The following is a 14,675-nucleotide window of genomic DNA, read 5'->3' as shown; positions in this document are numbered from 1 at the left end:
ACGTACACTTCAGATTCGAACTTGGTGTGCGGCTTGATGGTGCCCGGCTTGGCCAGTACCTGACCACGCTCTACGTCTTCACGCTTCACGCCACGCAGCAGCGCGCCAACGTTCTCGCCTGCACGACCTTCGTCCAGCAGTTTGCGGAACATTTCAACGCCGGTACAAGTGGTCTTGGTGGTATCTTTGATACCAACGATTTCCACTTCTTCACCAACTTTAACAATACCGCGCTCTACACGACCGGTTACTACGGTACCACGGCCAGCGATGGAGAATACGTCTTCGATCGGCATCAGGAACGGCTGGTCAATTGCGCGCTCCGGCTCCGGAATGTAGGTGTCCAGGTGGCCAGCCAGTTCCAGGATCTTCTCTTCCCACTGAGCTTCGCCTTCCAGCGCTTTCAGTGCGGAACCACGTACTACCGGCAGGTCATCACCCGGGAAGTCGTACTCGGACAGCAGTTCGCGAACTTCCATCTCGACCAGTTCCAGCAGTTCTTCGTCATCTACCATGTCACACTTGTTCATGAACACGATGATGTACGGAACGCCTACCTGACGACCCAGCAGGATGTGCTCACGAGTCTGCGGCATCGGGCCGTCAGTCGCTGCTACTACCAGGATCGCGCCGTCCATCTGGGCAGCACCGGTGATCATGTTTTTAACGTAGTCGGCGTGACCCGGGCAGTCTACGTGGGCGTAGTGACGGGTAGCGGTGTCGTATTCTACGTGGGAGGTGTTGATGGTGATACCACGCTCACGCTCTTCCGGCGCCTTGTCGATCTGGTCGAAGGCGAAAGCTTTACCACCGAAGTGCTTGGCCAGCACGTTGGTGATGGCGGCGGTCAGGGTGGTTTTACCGTGGTCAACGTGGCCGATGGTACCCACGTTAACGTGCGGTTTATTACGCTCAAATTTTTCTTTAGACATGATCGTCCCTCTAAACTAACGCTGAGTACGCGGTGGCAAGCTAACCACAGAACAGTTTATATGATGGATTTGAATCTGGTGGGGAAGAGAGGCTGGTGCTGACAGGCTGGTTCGATTGCCGAACTCACCCTAGGGTGTGACTCTGCTATCGCCTGAGCCAATCAGCATCTTGGAGCGGGCAGCGGGAATCGAACCCGCATCATCAGCTTGGAAGGCTGAGGTAATAGCCATTATACGATGCCCGCATTTCTCTAACCCAAAGAACTCAAACCGCAGAGAAATATGGTGGAGGGAGAAGGATTCGAACCTTCGAAGGCAGAGCCGTCAGATTTACAGTCTGATCCCTTTGGCCGCTCGGGAACCCCTCCGTTACGTCAATGTCACAACGGTAATTCTGCTTGCACCCGTTGATTTATCGCTTTTGCTGGGCAAATAGACGACAGACATCTAAGCGTCGCGCATTTTATGGTAAGGATTTTGGGGATGCAACCATTGCGCCTTGCAAAATGTGCATTATTGCCAGGAACCAGGCAAAAAAGGACTCACTCTCCGCTCGAAACCGTCGCTTCTCTTGTCGCTCCCGCCCCCCTTGGTGTATGGTCGCCCTGCCCAAGAAACAGTGACGACACCATGACGACAGAGCATAACCCCTATCTGCAATTCACCCGCGAACAATGGGCGTTATTGCGCGACTCGGTCCCTTTGACCCTGACCGAGCACGATCTGCAGACCCTGCGCGGGATCAACGAGAAGGTGTCATTGCAGGAGGTGGAAGAGATCTATCTGCCCCTCTCCCGTCTGCTCAATCTCTACGTCAAGGCCAAGCAGCGCCGCAGCCGGGTGCTGGAACAGTTCCTCGGTCAGTCTCGCGGCAAGGGCACCTACATCATCAGCATCGCCGGCAGTGTGGCGGGCGGCAAGAGCACCACGGCGCGCATCATGCAGGCGCTGCTGGAACGCTGGCCGGAGCACCCGCGGGTGGAGCTGGTCACCACCGACGGCTTTCTCTACCCCAACAAGGTGCTGGAAGAGCGCGGCCTGATGCGCCGCAAGGGATTCCCGGAGTCCTACGACATCCGTCATCTGGTGGAGTTTGTCGCCAACATCCGCGCCGGCCACGAGAAGGTCGAGGCCCCCGTCTACTCCCACCTCATCTACGACATCATTCCGGATGAGAAGAAGGTGGTGGAGCAGCCGGACATCCTGATCCTGGAAGGGCTCAATGTGCTGCAAAGCGGCATGGACTACCCGCAGGATCCGCACCGCGTGTTCGTATCGGACTTCGTCGACTTCTCCATCTATGTGGATGCCGATGCCGAACTGCTGCGCACCTGGTATATCGAGCGTTTCCTCAAGTTCCGCAGCGGCGCCTTCTCGGATCCGGACTCCTACTTCCACCACTACGCCAAGCTGGCCGAGAGCGAGGCGACCAAGATCGCCAGCAACATCTGGCAAGACATCAACTATCTGAATTTGAAAGAGAACATCCTGCCTACCCGGGAGCGAGCCAACCTGATCCTGACCAAAGGCAACGAGCACGCCATCGAGCAGATCAAGCTGCGCAAGTAACGGCGGCAGCTCACCCATCAATGAAGAGGGGGCCAGCAGGCCCCCTCTTCATTGGGTGATGGTCAGTGCCGCCATCAGTCGCCCCGGCGCAGGGAGATCTCCCCGCCCAGATAGAACTTGATCCCCTCCTCCGTCTCCAGCCGCAGGGCACCGCGATCATCGATGCCGCGCGCCACGCCGCGGATCTCCTGCTCGCCCATCAGCAGTCGCACCGGCCGGCCGGCGAAGTGGTCGAGCCGGTTCCAATCTGCCACGAAGCTGGCGAGCCCCTCCTGTTCGAAGGTGAGCATGGCCTGCTGCAGATGTTCAATCACCCGGCCGGCCAGCAGATTGCGGTCCACCAGTTCCGGCTGGATGTGGCGCAATTCGGACCAGGCCTGATCGATCCGCTCCGCCTCCCGGCTCGGCATCGCCAGGTTGAGGCCGACCCCGATCACCAGGTGGCAGCTGGCGCCGGCGCTGCCGCTCATCTCCACCAGAATGCCCGCCAGTTTGCGGCCCTGATAGTAGAGATCGTTGGGCCACTTGAGCTCAACTCCCGGATAACCGAGGGACTCCAGCGCCTGCACCACGGCCACCCCGACCGCCAGACTCAGCCCCATGGCCGCCGCCATGCCCTGCTCCAGCCGCCAGTACATGCTCAAGATCAGCTGGCAGCCGAAGGGGGAAACCCAGGGCTTGCCGCGCCGGCCACGCCCGGCGGTCTGACACTCGGCCAGGCAGCTCTCGCCCGACTGCAGCTGGTTGACCCGCTCCAGCAGGTACTGGTTGGTGGAGTCGATGACCGGGAAGCAGTGTACCGGTGCCATGGGCGCCAGCGCCTGCAGCTGCTCTTCGTCATAGAGCGCCATCGGCACCGCCAGCCGGTACCCCTTGCCGGTCAGGCTGAAGAGATCCAGTCCCAGCTCCTTGAGCGCCGCCATGTGCTTGCTGACTGCCGCACGACTGATGCCGAGCTGCTCGCCAAGCTGTTCGCCGGAGTGGAACTGCCCGTCGCTGAGCAGGGAGATCAGGGTCTGCCGGATGGGAGTCAGGGTCATGCCAGTACCTCGTCGAGCCAAGTTTCACCACGGCGGCCCATGAAGCGCACCTCGTGCTCCAGCACCACCCCAAATTTCTGCTCCACGCTGTCACGCACGTGGGCCGCCAGCGCGATCAGCTCCATGGCGCTGGCGCCGCCCAGATTGACCAGCACCAGCGCCTGCTCCTGATGGACGGCGGCGCGGCCGATGGCAAAGCCCTTGAGGCCGCACTGGTCGATGAGCCAGCCCGCGGCCAGCTTGGCCAGCCCTTCACCCGCCGGATAGAGCGGCATCTGGGGATATTTCTGCTTGAGCGACGCTGCCAGCGCGGCAGGCACCACCGGATTCTTGAAGAAGCTGCCCGCGTTGCCGAGCACGGCCGGATCCGGCAGCTTGGCCATACGGGTGGCGCAGACGGTGTCGAAGATGGCCTGTGCCGAGGGCTGTTCGCCCAGTGCGGCCAGCGGACCATAGCCCTGGCTTGGCTGCCAGGCCTTGGCCAGTCGCAGACCGACCGCGGTGATGAAATGGCTGTCCTGATACTCGTGCTTGAAGATGCTGTCGCGATAACCGAAGCGGCAGTCGGCCGCAGCGATGCGCTCTATCTCGCCGCTCTGCCAGTTGAACGCCTCGACGTAGGCACAGACGCTGGCCAGTTCGACCCCGTAGGCGCCAATGTTCTGCACCGGTGCCGCCCCGACCGTGCCAGGGATGAGCGCCAGGTTTTCGAGACCGTACCAGCCCTGCTGCAGGGTGTGGCACACCAGCTCGTGCCAGTTCTCGCCGGCGGCTACGTGCAGCAGCCAGTGATCCCCCTCGTCCTGCAGCGCTATCCCCTTGAGCCGGTTGAGCACCACCACCCCGGCGAAGTCATCGCAAAACAGCACGTTGCTGCCACCGCCCAGCACCAGCCGCGGCAAGCCGGCCAGCTCGGCGTTGGCAACCAGCTGCGGCAGGTCGTCGGTTTGCTCCACTTCGGCCAGCCAGTGGCAGTGGGCATCGAGGGCGAGGGTGTTGAGCGTCAACAGGGAGGCGTGCGGGGTGAGTTTCATCTGCGTGTTCCGACAATGGCAAGCGGGCAGTCTACCTTATATTGCCGCCGGACGAAAAATCCCGCCCTCTTTTCGGACTCATATAGCTGGAGTAGAGTATCCCGCTCCGACTCTTGAGGAAGTACTCATGAACAACCAATTTGCCGTCATCGGCCTGGGGCTGTTTGGCAGCGCGTTGTGTGAAGAGCTGCAGCGCCAGGATGCCGAGGTGCTGGCGATTGACATCGACGAGAGCAAGACCCGCCAGATCGCCACCCTCTGCAACCACGTCATCGTGGCCGACGCCACCGACGAGGCCACCGTCGCCGAACTGGGCCTGGCCGACTTCGACATCGTCTTCGTCGCCATCGGTGACAACCTCGAGACAAGCATACTCACCACCCTCGTCCTCAAGGAGGCGGGGGTGAAGAAGGTCTGGGTCAAGGCGCGCGACAAGTTCCACGCCAAGATCCTGCAGAAGGTGGGTGCCGACAAGGTGATCAACCCGGAGTGGGACATGGGTCGTCGGGTCGCCCAGAGCATGCTGGATAACCGGCTGTTCGACTATCTGGAGCTGGGTCACGACATGGTGCTGACCGAGTTTGTCATCGGCCTGCAGTTGAACGGTCGGGCCCTCAGCGACTTCCATCTGCTGCAACAGAGCGAATTCCAGCTGCTCGCCATCAAGCGTGGCGAGACCCTGCACAACGTGCTGACCGGCAAGATGGAGCTGCAGCTGGGTGACATCCTGATCCTGGCCGGCAACAAGCACGCCATCGACCACTGGCTGGAAACCCTATGACCCGCTGGCGCAGCAGCTACGCCTTTGCCCTGCAGCGGGAAGATGAGTCCCGCTGGAGTGAAGCCAAGCTGATCCTCGGCAGTTTTCTGGTCATCCTGCTGATCGGCACCCTGTTTCTGGTGCAGCCTTCCAGCCACAACGGTCAGGTGAGCTTCATCAATGCCTTGTTCACCGCCACCTCGGCCATCAGCGTGACCGGGCTCGGGGTGGTGGACACCGGCACCGCCTTCACCCTGCAGGGGCAGATCTTCCTGCTGATGCTGATGGAGATTGGCGGCCTGGGCCAGATGACCATGACCCTGCTGCTCATCGCCATGTTCAGCAAACGGGTCGGCCTGCGCCAGCAGGTGCTGGCCAAGGAGGCTCTGGGCCAGGAGGGCTCGGTCAACATCATCCAGCTGGTGAAGCGCATCGTGCTGTTCGCCTTCATCGCCCAGCTCATCGGCACCGCCCTGATGGCCATTCGCTGGGTGCCCGAGATGGGGTGGGAGCGCGGCCTCTACGTTAGCTTCTTCCACGCAGTATCGGCCTTCAACAACGCCGGCTTCTCGCTGTTTGCCAACAATCTCATGGACTACCGGGACGACCCCGTCATCAGTCTGACCATCGCCGGTCTGCTGATCCTCGGCGGGATCGGCTTTACCGTCATCGTCGATCTGGTGCGCAACCGCCGCTGGCGCAAGCTCAAGCTGCACAGCAAGCTGATGCTGATCATGACCCCGGGTCTGCTGCTGCTGGGAACCCTGATGTTCTGGCTGCTGGAGCACAACAACCCGGGCACCCTCGGCAAGGTCTCCTTCGGTGGCCAGTGGCTGGCGGCCTTCTTCCAGTCTGCCAGCGCCCGTACCGCGGGTTTCAACACCATCGACATCGGCCTGATGACCCCGGCCGCCCTGCTGTTTCTGATGATGCTGATGTTCATCGGGGCGGGTGCCACCTCCACCGGTGGCGGTATCAAGGTGACCACCTTCGCGGTGGTGCTGCTGGCGACCAAGGCGTTTCTGACCAAGCGCCCTCATGTCACCGCCTTTGGCCGCACCCTCTCGTCCCAGATAGTGACCCGATCGCTGGCCATCATCATGGTCAGCACCATGGTGTTGATGCTGGCCATGTTCCTGCTGATGCTCACCGAGCAGTTGCCCTTCGACAAGATCATGTTCGAGACCATCTCGGCGTTTGCCACCGTGGGGCTCTCCACCGGCATCACCGCCACCCTGAGCGAGCCTGGCAAGCTCATCCTGGTGCTGGTGATGATCTGTGGCCGTCTCGGCCCGCTCACTCTGGCCTTCATGCTGGCTCGCCCGGTCGAAACCCGCATCAAGTACCCGGAAGAGACCGTCTACACCGGCTGATGACACCGGGGCCCGTCGCGGCCCCGGTCACTCGCGCTGCCGCGCCTTGAGCCAGCGCCCCGGGCTCATGCCAAACTCCCGCTCGAACGCCCGCCCGAAGGCTGTGCCCCCGCTGTAACCCGCCCCCAACGCCACCTGGGTAATGGACTCCCCCGCCAGCAGCAGCTGACTGGCCAGCACCATCCGCCAGCGCGTCAGATAGTCCAGCGGCGTCTGCCCGGTCAGCGCCTGAAAATGAGCGGCGAAGCGGGCGCGCGACATGCCCGCCTCCCGCGCCAGGGTCGCCACCGTCCAGGGCTCGTCCCCGCGCTGATGCATGACCGCAATGGCCCGTGCCAGTCGCGGGTCGGAGAGACCGGCCAACATCCCCTGCCGACAGAGCCCCTGTTCCACCAGATGGCGCAGCAAGAGGATCAGCAGCACTTCCAGCAGACGGGAGAGGATCGGCGGCTGACCGTAACGCTCGGCGAAGGCCTCCTCGAACAGCAGGGTCAGTACCGGCGCAATGGCCGGGATCGTCTGCAGCGGCAGCACCAAGGTATCCGGCAACGCCAGCTGCAGTGGTGAGTCTCCTGCCGGCCCGAACGACACGCTGGCACACACCAGGTCGCAGCCCGCCAGCTGGCGGGGTTCGAGCCTGTGAGCCTGCCCCCTGGCGTAGAGGATCAGGGTCGGCTCGGTCAGCAACAGGGGTTCACCCCCCTCTTCGCGCAGCAGCAGTTCGCCACGGCGCAACAAGTGCAGATGGCCGCCGGCGGGATAGTCGCTGCTGTGAGAGTGCTGACACAGGTTGCCGGCGAAAAAGAGACTGGCCTGGGGAGCGGCATGGGCCAGCAATATCGAGAGTGGATCCATATTTGAGACGCCTGGTAGTCAATGATGGACTCTGGGTGATAAACCGTACCATTAAAACCGGCATAGTGTCTCCCGTACCCAACCCAAACAGGAGCACATCATGAGTCGCATTCACGCCGTCGTGCAGCCCAAACCGGCAGCCGCCCCCACCTTCGCCGCTCTTAAAAGCAGCCTGGGCATGGTCCCCAACCTATACGCAACCCTGGCCCACTCACCGGCCCTGCTCAACGGTCTGCTCGGCTTTGCCGACGCGCTGGGCAAGGGTCGGCTCAGCGCCCGCCAACGGGAGCTGCTGGCACTGGCCATCGGTCAAGCCAACGCCTGCCAGTACTGCCTGTCGGCCCATACCCTGCTGGCTGGCCGGGCCGGTTTCGATGACGACGCCATCCGGGCTGCCCGTCTCGCTCAGGCGACGGATCCGCTCGATCACGCACTGTTGCAGCTGGCGGTCGCCCTGGTCACCCAGCGCGGTGTCATCAGTGATGCGCAACTGGCCGCCGCCCGGGCGGCGGGCGTGGATGATGAGCTGATGATGGAGGTGCTGGGGCAGGTGGTCATCAATACCCTGACCAACTACGGCAATCATCTGGCGGAAACCGACATCGACTTTCCGCCCGTCACGCTCACCCCATGACAGAGGAGCAAAAATGGAACGTCATGACCGAGGTTTTCTGATCGCCCTCGCGGGGGTGGTACTGACCCTGCTCTGGATCGGCGTGTTCAAGTTCACGCCGACCGAGGCGGCGGCCATCCGGCCGCTGGTGGCAAGCCACCCGCTGATGAGCTGGCTCTATGCCGTGCTCTCGGAGCAGGCAGTCTCCAATCTGATCGGGCTGGTCGAGATCCTGATCGCCGGCGGCCTGATTGCCGGTCTGTGGCGGCCACGTCTGGGCTACTGGAGCAGCCTAGGGGCCATCCTGACCTTCCTCGTGACCCTCAGCTTTCTGCTGACCCTGCCGGGCGTCTGGAAGCTGGTCGACGGGGTGCCGGTCACCGAGTTCTTTATTTTCAAGGATCTGGTGCTGCTCGGCGTTGCCTGGCACTACCTGAATTTGAGTCGCGCCAGACTGGCCGACGCCTGACGACAATGCCTTTTTGCGCCCCGCCAGGGGCGTTTTTTTTATCAGGCGGCCCTGGCTGGCCGCTTGCTCCCCCGCTTGCCAGCCCCTGTTGTGCCACCACTCGCCGGGCTGCGCTTGCGTTTGGTGAAGCGACGCTTGTCGGCCCCGGGCGCCGCCTTGGGCAGGGCGCTGAAGCTGGCCCCCGAATCCTGCCTGGCGCCGTCGATCAAACCGTTCAGCTGCTCGGTGAGCGGCCCCATGAACTGCTGATAGCTCGCCTGCCGCTCGGCAATCCGGCCGAGGTGCTGCTCCCACAGCGCCGTCATGTCCGGGGTGGTGGCCGTGGCCGGCAGGGCCTGGATCAACGCCCGCCCGGTCGGGGTCGCTTTGATGCTCTTGCCTTGACGCACCAGAAAGCGGCGCTTGAACAGCAGGTCGATGATGCCGGCCCGGGTCGCCTCGGTGCCGAGGCCGTCGGTTTCGCGCAGGGTCTTGCGGATCTCGGGATCCTGCACGTAGCGGGCGATGCCGGTCATGGCGGCCAGCAGGGTGGCATCGGTGAACGACTTGGGCGGCTGGGTCATCTTCTCCAGCAGCTCCCCCCGCTCGCACAGCAGCTGTTCGCCCTGACGCAGGGCCGGCAGGGTTCCCGCCTCCTCCTCGTCATCTTCCTCCACCCCCAGCAGCGCCTTCCAGCCCGCCTTGAGGATCCGCCGCGCCTTGGCCTGAAACTGCCCGCCGGCGATGCGCAGCAGCACCTTGCTGTCGTTGTACTCGAACGGCGGGTAGAACTGCAGCAGATACTGGCGGGCAATCAGGCCATACAGCCTGGCTTCATCGCCACTCAGGCTCCCCTCGTTGCCGTGCTTCTCGGTGGGGATGATGGCGTGGTGGGCATCCACCTTGCTGTCGTTCCACGCCTTGCTGCGGATCTTGCCGTCCGCCTCGCTCACCGCCCTGGCCAGCGCCGGCGCCGTGCTGGCGATGGCCTCCCGTACCTGGCCGGCTCGATTGAAGTGCTCGCTCGGCAGATGGCGGCTGTCGGATCTGGGGTAGGTGATGAGCTTGTGCCGTTCATAGAGGCTCTGGCAGACGTCCAGCACCCGCTTGGCGTCCATGCCGAACCGCTTGGCGGCATCGATCTGCAGGCTGGAGAGGTTGTAGGGCAGCGGCGCAGCCTGCTTGCGGGCCTGCTCCTCCACCTCTTCCACCAATGCGGGTTGACCCTGGATCCGCTCCACCACCTTGGCGGCCAGTGCCCGGTTGAGCACTCGCCCCTCCTCGTCCAGCCAGGGCAGACAGGCCTCGGAAGGCAGCCACTTGGCGCTGAAACGCTCGTTGCCCTCGGTCTGTAGATGGGCCAGCACCTCGAAGAAGGGTTTGGGCACGAAGGCTTCTATCTCGAGATCCCGCCGTACCACCAGCCCCAGCAGCGGTGTTTGTACCCGGCCGACCGAGAGAAGCTCGCTGCAACCCCCCTTGCGACCAAGCAGGGTATAGGCCCGGGTCATGTTGATGCCGTAGAGCCAGTCGGCCCGGCTGCGGGCCAGCGCCGACACCGCCAGCGGCACGAACTCCTTGTTGTCTCTGAGCTTGTCGAGGGCGCGGCGCACCGCCGGCGGGTTGAGATCGCTGATGAGACAGCGCAGCACCGGCCGGGTTTTGCCATAGCCGAGAAAATCGATCACCTCGTCCACCAGCAGCTGCCCCTCCCGATCCGGGTCACCTGCGTTGACCACGCAGTCGGCCTGCTTGAGCAGGCGCTTGATGACGGTGAGCTGGGTCTTGGTCTTCGGCTTGGCCACCAGCTGCCACTGGCTCGGGATGATGGGAAGGGATTCCATGCGCCACTGCTTGTAGGCGGCATCGTAGGCATCGGGCTCGGCCTGCTCCAGCAGGTGGCCGATGCACCAGGTCACCACATCCCCCTGCGCGGTTTCGATGAAGCCCTCCCCCTTCTTGTGGGGCTTGGGCAGCACGTCGGCAATGGCGCGCCCCAGACTGGGCTTCTCGGCGATGAAGAGTCGCATGGCAAATACCTGAACACTGTATATGCGAACAGTATATACCGGGCCCAAGGCAAAGCCCAAGCCCCTGCCAGGCGCGAGACGACAGGCTGCTGCACAGGCAAGAGAAGGGAGCAGGGAGTCATGGCCCAACGATAAAAAGTGGAGAGAAAGTGGCGCAGCGGCATCAATTACGCCTCAAACGAGGAGCAAAAAGACGGTAAAATCGCAGGATGTTAAATTAAATTCAGCTAAATGATAAATAACAAAATAATAATTGCATTTAAAATAACAATACAAAATATAAATCATGATAGAGGTCAATCAACTACCTCTCCATGGATACTACTATATTGGTAATATTTGAACGTAGGAAAACGCCGTCATGCTTGGAAAACTGTTGAGAAAAACCTGGTTCTGGCTACTGCTGCTCGGGGCCCTGCTGGGCGTTGCAGCGCTGGGGGTCACGGTGACCGTCATGCACAAGACCAGTTCCACCGAGTTCTGCGTCTCCTGCCACTCCATGCAGACCCCGCTGGCCGAGTATCAGGGCAGCGTCCACTTCCAAAACGTGAAGGGCATCCGCGCCGAGTGCGCCGACTGCCACATTCCGGGTGATCCCACCTCCTATCTGTGGACCAAGATCCGCGCCGTGAAGGACATCTATCACGAGGCGATCGGCACCCTCGACACGCCGGAGAAATACGAGGCCCACAAGCTGCGCATGGCGCAGTCGGTGTGGGACGAGCTGAAGGCCAACGACTCCGCCACCTGCCGCAGCTGCCACAGCTACGCGGCGATGGACATCCTGGCTCAGCGCCCCAACGCCCGCGCCGAGCACCCGGTCGCAATCAAGGAGGGCCAGACCTGCATCGACTGCCACCGCGGCGTCGCCCACATCATGCCCGACATGAGCGGCCTGGCCGCCGCCGGTGCCAGCGAGCTGGCGCAAGCCGCCGCCCAGACCCCGGCCAACGTCACCACCCGTTACGCCATCGCCACCACCCCGCTCTATCTGGATGCCAGCGCCAAGACCGACGAAGGCACCCTGATGCCCTCCACCCAGGTGGAAGTGCTGGCCAACGACAACGGCCGCGCCCAGGTGCGCATCGACGGCTGGCAGCAGGACGGGGTGAGCGAGGTGTTCTACGCCGCCCCCGGCAAGCGCATCCTGAGCACCCTGCTCGGCGACAAGGCCAAGGCACAGCTCACCACCGGCAAGAGCGAAACCGACAGCGCCACCAACCTCACCTGGCATCAGGTCAGCCTGACCGCCTGGGTGGATCAGAGCCAGCTCATCGGCGATCAGGGCAAGCTGTGGCAGTACGCCTCCACCCTGATGTCCAACAACTGTACCGGCTGCCACGGCCTCACCGCACTGGATCACTTCAACGCCAACCAGTGGATCGGCGTCATCAAGGGGATGGAATCACGCACCTCCCTGACCCCGGAACAGGCTCGCATGTTGACCCAATACGTCCAGAAACATGCCAGTGACATGAACGCGGCGCACTAAGGCTGGCACAGAGGAAATCGTCATGACTTTTTTTACCGATAAGCAAACCAATCTCTCCCGCCGCAATCTGCTCAAGGGGCTGGGCGCCTGCGCCGCCCTGCCGCTGCTGGCCGGCGTCTTCCCGAAAAGCGCGCTGGCCAAGGCCATCAGCACGGCACTTGAACAGTTCCCGACCCTGGTGCCCGCCCAGAAAGGCATCCTGACCGGCGCCCACTGGGGGGCCTTCGAGGCCATCGTCGAAGAGGGCCGCATGGTGCGGGTCCAGCCGGTGGCCGATGATCCGGCCCCCAACGATCTCATCGACATGGCGCCGTTCCAGGTCCACGCCAAGAACCGCATCAAGTACCCCATGGTGCGCAAGAGCTGGCTGGAGCAAGGCCCGGGGGCAAAACCCGAGCTGCGCGGCGCCGACGAGTGGGTGCGGGTGAGCTGGGAGAAGGCCATCGCCCTGGTGGCCGGCGAAATCAGCCGGGTGCAGAGCGACTTCGGCCCGCAGGCGATCCACGCCGGTTCCTACGGCTGGAAGAGTGTCGGCATGTTCCACAACAGCCGCACCCTGCTGCACCGCCTGATGAACCTGGCGGGCGGCTTCACCGGCTATGCCGGCGACTACTCCGCCGGCGCCGCCCAGGTGATCATGTCCCACGTGATGGGTTCAATCGAGGTATATGAGCAGCAGACCGCCTGGCCCAACGTCATCGAGCACGCCGAACTGGTGGTGCTGTGGGGGGTCAACGCCCAGGTCACCCTGAAGAACAGCTGGAACATGCCGGATCACGAAGGTCAGGCCGGCTTCAAAGCGCTGAAAGATAAAGGCACCCGCATCATCAGCATCGACCCTGTCTACAACGAAACCGCCAAGCTGGCCGGGGCCGAGTGGATTGCGCCGAACGCCTACACAGACGTGGCCATGATGCTGGGGGTGGCCCACACACTCTACAGCGAGCAGAAGCACGATCAGGCCTTCCTCGACCGCTACACCACCGGCTTCGACAAGTTCCTCGCCTATCTGCTCGGCAAGGAAGACGGCCAGCCGAAGAGCGCCGAGTGGGCGAGCAGCATCTGTGGCGTCGATGCCAAGGTGATCCGCCAGCTGGCCCTCGACATGGCGTCCAAGCGCACCATGATCATGGCGGGCTGGGGCATGCAGCGGCAGCAGCACGGTGAGCAGCCCAACTGGATGCTGGTCACCCTGGCCGCCATGCTGGGCCAGATCGGCCTGCCGGGCGGCGGTTACGGCTTCAGCTACCACTACTCTTCCGGTGGCAGCCCCACCGCCAAGGGCGGCATCCTGGCGGGCATCTCCGCCGGCAATGCGCCGAAGAACGGGCCGGCGCCGATCCCGGTGGCCCGCATCGCCGACTGTCTGGCCAACCCCGGCAAGACCATCGACTTCAACGGCCGCAAGGTGACCTACCCGGACATCAAGCTGGTCTACGTGGCGGGCGGCAACCCCTTCCACCACCACCAGGACACCAACAACCTGGTCAAGGCCTGGCGCAAGCCGCAGACCGTGATCGTGCACGAGCCCTACTGGACCGCCACCGCCAAGCACGCCGACATCGTCCTGCCGGCCACCACCAGCTACGAGCGCAACGATCTGGAGATGGGCGGCGACTACTCCCAGCGCTACGTCTTCCCGATGCACCAGTGCGTGCCGCCCCAGTTCGAGGCGCGCAACGACTTCGACATCTTCCGCGACGTGGCCGCCAAGCTGGGCCTGCAGGAGCAGTACACCGAAGGCAAGGACGAGATGCTGTGGCTCAAGCAGATGTACGACGGCATGGCCGCCCAGGCCCGCGGCGCCCGGGTGGCGCTGCCGCCGTTCAACATGTTCTGGGAGTCCAACAACTACATCCGCTTCCCGGTGCCCGAGGCGAACCGCCAGTGGATCCGTCACGCCGATTTCCGTGAGAACCCGCTGCTCAACCCGCTCGGGACCCCGTCCGGCAAGATCGAGATCTTCTCCAGCACGGTGGCCGGCATGGGCTATGCCGACTGCGCCGGCCATCCCAAGTGGTATGAACCCAAGGAGTGGATCAAGAGCAAGGAGGCGACCCGCTATCCACTGTCGCTCAACACCTCCCACCCGACCCAGCGGCTGCACTCCCAGCTCGACAACACCCCGCTGCGGGACAAGTTCGCCATCGCCGATCGCGAGGCGATCCTGATCCACCCGGACGACGCCAAGGCGCGCGGCATCCAGGATGGCGATCTGGTGCGGGCCTTCAACGACCGCGGCCAGATCCTGGTGGGGGCCCTGCTCTCGACCGACATCCGCCCGGGGGTGGTGCGGGTGTGCGAAGGGGCCTGGTTCGATCCGGCCAAACCGGGCGAGGCGGGAAGCCTGTGCAAGAACGGCAACGTCAACTGCCTCACCTTCGACGAGGGCACCTCCAGCCTGGCGCAGGGCAACTGCGGTCACATGGCCCAGCTGCAGATCGAGAAGTACCAGGGCCCGGCCCCGGTCAACACCGCCCATGCGGTGCCGGCCAACGCCTGAGCAGAGGACTGAGCAACAAAAGCGGC

General features: G+C 63.2%; 12 protein-coding genes and 2 tRNA genes. 7 read left to right on the top strand and 7 right to left on the bottom strand.

Annotated elements, in window-relative coordinates:
- From tuf to AB5Y81_RS18760, 3 genes are all read right to left on the bottom strand, one after another.
- The coding region (gene tuf / locus AB5Y81_RS18770) for an elongation factor Tu (RefSeq protein WP_094696491.1) at positions 1–932 on the bottom strand (932 nt) is incomplete at its 3' end.
- Between the two features lie 170 nt (positions 933–1,102).
- Positions 1,103–1,177, bottom strand: a tRNA-Gly gene (locus AB5Y81_RS18765).
- 38 nt (positions 1,178–1,215) lie between these two features.
- Positions 1,216–1,300, bottom strand: a tRNA-Tyr gene (locus AB5Y81_RS18760).
- A 262-nt stretch (positions 1,301–1,562) separates the two neighbouring features.
- On the opposite strand from AB5Y81_RS18760, the gene coaA reads away from it, so the two are divergent.
- Positions 1,563–2,501, top strand: a complete 939-nt coding sequence (gene coaA / locus AB5Y81_RS18755; RefSeq protein ID WP_005306328.1) for a type I pantothenate kinase — start codon at positions 1,563–1,565, stop codon at positions 2,499–2,501.
- Between the two features lie 74 nt (positions 2,502–2,575).
- Here coaA and birA read toward each other — a convergent pair whose 3' ends face one another.
- Both birA and murB read right to left on the bottom strand, forming a co-directional pair.
- The gene (gene birA / locus AB5Y81_RS18750) at positions 2,576–3,541 is read right to left on the bottom strand and encodes a bifunctional biotin--[acetyl-CoA-carboxylase] ligase/biotin operon repressor BirA (RefSeq protein WP_017764792.1); all 966 of its coding nucleotides are present in this window, start codon (positions 3,539–3,541) and stop codon (positions 2,576–2,578) included.
- The gene (murB, locus tag AB5Y81_RS18745) at positions 3,538–4,575 is read right to left on the bottom strand and encodes a UDP-N-acetylmuramate dehydrogenase (protein WP_126880692.1); all 1,038 of its coding nucleotides are present in this window, start codon (positions 4,573–4,575) and stop codon (positions 3,538–3,540) included. The genes birA and murB overlap by 4 nt, the downstream gene beginning before the upstream one ends.
- A gap of 127 nt (positions 4,576–4,702) precedes the next feature.
- On the opposite strand from murB, the gene AB5Y81_RS18740 reads away from it, so the two are divergent.
- Complete coding sequence (locus tag AB5Y81_RS18740; RefSeq protein WP_005306338.1) at positions 4,703–5,356, top strand: TrkA family potassium uptake protein; 654 nt, start codon at positions 4,703–4,705, stop codon at positions 5,354–5,356.
- The gene (locus AB5Y81_RS18735) at positions 5,353–6,708 is read left to right on the top strand and encodes a TrkH family potassium uptake protein (RefSeq protein ID WP_005306341.1); all 1,356 of its coding nucleotides are present in this window, start codon (positions 5,353–5,355) and stop codon (positions 6,706–6,708) included. Before AB5Y81_RS18740 ends, AB5Y81_RS18735 begins: the two co-directional genes overlap by 4 nt.
- A gap of 27 nt (positions 6,709–6,735) precedes the next feature.
- Here AB5Y81_RS18735 and AB5Y81_RS18730 read toward each other — a convergent pair whose 3' ends face one another.
- Positions 6,736–7,563, bottom strand: coding sequence for an AraC family transcriptional regulator (locus AB5Y81_RS18730; protein WP_279485178.1), 828 nt, complete (start codon positions 7,561–7,563; stop codon positions 6,736–6,738).
- Positions 7,564–7,663: 100 nt separating this feature from the next.
- Here AB5Y81_RS18730 and AB5Y81_RS18725 point away from each other — a divergent pair, with 100 nt between their 5' ends.
- Together AB5Y81_RS18725 and AB5Y81_RS18720 are read left to right on the top strand one after the other, a co-directional pair.
- Positions 7,664–8,197, top strand: coding sequence for a carboxymuconolactone decarboxylase family protein (locus AB5Y81_RS18725; RefSeq protein ID WP_005306347.1), 534 nt, complete (start codon positions 7,664–7,666; stop codon positions 8,195–8,197).
- Between the two features lie 13 nt (positions 8,198–8,210).
- Positions 8,211–8,645: a DUF417 family protein gene (locus tag AB5Y81_RS18720; RefSeq protein WP_017409799.1), complete on the top strand. Its 435-nt coding sequence runs from the start codon at positions 8,211–8,213 to the stop codon at positions 8,643–8,645.
- A 41-nt stretch (positions 8,646–8,686) separates the two neighbouring features.
- On the opposite strand, the gene AB5Y81_RS18715 is transcribed toward AB5Y81_RS18720, so the two are convergent.
- Positions 8,687–10,654: a DNA topoisomerase III gene (locus AB5Y81_RS18715; protein ID WP_279485177.1), complete on the bottom strand. Its 1,968-nt coding sequence runs from the start codon at positions 10,652–10,654 to the stop codon at positions 8,687–8,689.
- Between the two features lie 361 nt (positions 10,655–11,015).
- Between AB5Y81_RS18715 and AB5Y81_RS18710 the strand changes: the two genes are divergently transcribed.
- Both AB5Y81_RS18710 and torA read left to right on the top strand, forming a co-directional pair.
- Positions 11,016–12,146, top strand: a complete 1,131-nt coding sequence (locus tag AB5Y81_RS18710) for a NapC/NirT family cytochrome c (protein ID WP_005306356.1) — start codon at positions 11,016–11,018, stop codon at positions 12,144–12,146.
- 22 nt (positions 12,147–12,168) lie between these two features.
- Positions 12,169–14,649: a trimethylamine-N-oxide reductase TorA gene (gene torA, locus AB5Y81_RS18705; RefSeq protein WP_005306358.1), complete on the top strand. Its 2,481-nt coding sequence runs from the start codon at positions 12,169–12,171 to the stop codon at positions 14,647–14,649.
- Positions 14,650–14,675: the final 26 nt, after the last annotated feature.

The sequence above is a fragment of the Aeromonas sp. s2 genome (genome assembly GCF_040907935.1).
In the GTDB taxonomy this organism is placed as follows: domain Bacteria; phylum Pseudomonadota; class Gammaproteobacteria; order Enterobacterales; family Aeromonadaceae; genus Aeromonas; species Aeromonas dhakensis.
Note: the sequence above shows the minus strand (reverse complement) of the source record. Positions and strands in the feature narration are given on the sequence as shown.